This is a genomic window from Burkholderia sp. Ac-20392, assembly GCF_017104585.1.
Lineage (GTDB): Bacteria > Pseudomonadota > Gammaproteobacteria > Burkholderiales > Burkholderiaceae > Burkholderia > Burkholderia lata.
This window is the reverse complement of sequence record NZ_JAAGPB010000859.1, coordinates 1-2,214: the sequence shown is the minus strand read 5'-3', so window position 1 is coordinate 2,214 and position 2,214 is coordinate 1. Positions and strand designations below refer to the sequence as shown.

Here is a 2,214-nt window from a genome sequence, read left to right as displayed (position 1 = left end):
ATTGCGCGCCAGCGGCGCACCCGAGCTGAAGCGCTTTCTCGCGCGGACGAACCTGCTGCTCGGCGAGCACGCGCAGGGCCGACGCAGTGCGCCGCCCGAACTCGTGCGCGAGACGGTGGCGCTGCTGTGGCGCGATTTCGCGCTGTTCGGCGCCGCGGCCGAGGATGTCGCGCTCGTCGACGTGTTGCACGACTACGGGCTGACGGTCGACTGGCACGTCGCCGGCACGCCTGCGTCCGAAGCGCTGTGGGAGGCCGATGCCGCCCGGGCCGAGCACGACGCGGTCGCGGCCGCGCCGACTCGCGCGCTCGGCGTCGTGACGGTCAATGCGCATGCCTATGAGGATTTCCTGCAGACGGCCGATGCGTCGATGGTCGACCTTGCTGCCGATCCGGCGAGAGCCGACGCGGGGGCCGCATGGCATGCGTCCGGCGCCGCCTACCGGGTCGGTACGGCCGCGTGCGCGCTCGGACTCGGCCACGCGGCACTCCTGGCCGACACGCTCGGCCTCGCGTGGCGGCGTGCTGCGCACGGCGTGCCGCTCGCCGACGGCGGCCTCGATGCGCACGGGCACGCGTCCGACATGCTGCGCGCGGCGCTGCTGAAGATCGCGGCCGGCGTGGCGCCGCCGGACCTCACCGCGGCGTCCGGCGCGCTCGGCGCGGCGCTCGGCCGGGCCTGACGAACAAGGGGACGAGCACGCGCCGGCGGCCCTTGCCGCGCGGGCCCGCAACACGCTGCCGACAGCGCCCGCGCGCGTGTTAGAGTGCCGTGTGATCCGTGCGCGCCGTTGCCAGCGCGGTGCGGCGTTGCTTGTTGATCGCGGCCCGGTCAGGCCGCGGCGTCTTTGCTAAAATTCAAACCATGTCAAAGCCTTCCGATCGCATCAATCTCACCAACCAGTTCCTGATCGCCATGCCGAACATGGCCGATCCGACGTTCTCGGGAACGGTGGTCTATCTTTGCGATCACAGCGAGCGCGGTGCGCTCGGCCTCGTCATCAATCGTCCTACCGACATCGACCTCGAATCGCTGTTCAACCGCATCGACCTGAAGCTCGACATCGAGCCGCTGCTGCACATCCCGGTGTACTTCGGCGGCCCGGTCCAGACCGAGCGCGGTTTCGTGCTGCACGAGCCGGTGGAGGGCGCGAGCTACAACTCGTCGATGTCCGTCGAGGGCGGGCTGGAGATGACCACGTCGAAGGACGTGCTCGAGGCGGTCGCGACGGGCACCGGCCCGAAGCGCTTCCTGCTGACGCTCGGCCATGCGGGCTGGGGGGCAGGGCAGCTCGAGGAAGAAATTTCCCGCAACGGCTGGCTGACCGTGGCCGCCGATCCGCGCATCGTGTTCGACACGCCGGCCGAAGAGCGCTTCGAAGCCGCACTCGGCCTGCTCGGCGTCAGCTCGTCGATGCTGTCCGGCGAAGCAGGGCACGCATGAGTGGCGCGAGCGCGCGCGATGCGACGCTCCTCGCGTTCGACTACGGCGAAAAACGTATCGGCGTCGCGATCGGCAATGCGCTGACTCGCTCGGCCCGTGCGCTCGTCGTGATCCAGAACCTGAACCGCGAACACCGCTTCAAGGCGGTCGGCGACCTGCTGGCCGAATGGCGGCCGGACGCGCTCGTCGTCGGCCTGCCGATGCATCCGGACGGCACGCCGCACGACATGACGCAGCAGGCGAAGCGCTTCGGCAACCAGCTGAACGGCCGCTTCGGGCTGCCCGTCACGTGGGTCGACGAGCGCTATTCGTCGGTCGAGGCCGAGGCCGGGCTGCGCGAGCGCAACGTGCGCGGCCGCGCCCGGGCCGAGATGCTCGATGCCGAGGCCGCGCGCGTCATCCTTCAACAGTATCTCGATCAATTGTCCGACCATGAGCACCATTGACGCCGAGGCGCTTTACCGCGTCCTGCTCGACCAGATCCGTGCCGCGTACGGCACGGCTTTCGCCGAACCGGGCGGCCCGCGGCTCGCCGGCATCCACAGCGGCGGCGCCTGGCTTGCCGAGCGCCTCGCGCGCGATCTCGGCGCACCGGCGTTCGGCGTCGTGAACGTCGCGCTGCACCGCGACGATTACGCGAAGAAGGGGCTGCACAGCCAGGCCAGCCCGACGTCGCTGCCGTTCGAGATCGACGGCGCACGCATCGTGCTCGTCGACGACGTGCTGTATACCGGGCGCACCGTGCGCGCGGCGCTCAACGAGCTGTTCGAA

3 protein-coding genes and 1 pseudogene are annotated in these 2,214 nt (G+C 70.2%); all 4 read left to right on the top strand.

Annotated elements, in window-relative coordinates; translation table 11 throughout:
* Nucleotides 1-682 (top strand): annotated as a pseudogene (locus G3N99_RS39045) (hypothetical protein); the annotation flags it as partial.
* Nucleotides 683-864: 182 nt separating this feature from the next.
* Nucleotides 865-1,443, top strand: a complete 579-nt coding sequence (locus G3N99_RS39040; RefSeq protein WP_011351143.1) for a YqgE/AlgH family protein — start codon at nucleotides 865-867, stop codon at nucleotides 1,441-1,443.
* A complete protein-coding gene (ruvX, locus tag G3N99_RS39035) occupies nucleotides 1,440-1,889 on the top strand; it encodes a Holliday junction resolvase RuvX (protein ID WP_027788201.1) in 450 nt (149 codons plus the stop codon). The genes G3N99_RS39040 and ruvX overlap by 4 nt, the downstream gene beginning before the upstream one ends.
* The coding region (pyrR, locus tag G3N99_RS39030) for a bifunctional pyr operon transcriptional regulator/uracil phosphoribosyltransferase PyrR (RefSeq protein WP_206125063.1) at nucleotides 1,876-2,214 on the top strand (339 nt) is incomplete at its 3' end. The genes ruvX and pyrR, both read left to right, overlap by 14 nt.

Bases quoted from the DNA above. Each gene is read 5' to 3' on its own strand.
- G3N99_RS39040 (WP_011351143.1), top strand. From the start codon at position 865: ATGTCAAAGCCTTCCGATCGCATCAATCTCACCAACCAGTTCCTGATC.
- ruvX (WP_027788201.1), top strand. From the start codon at position 1,440: ATGAGTGGCGCGAGCGCGCGCGATGCGACGCTCCTCGCGTTCGACTAC.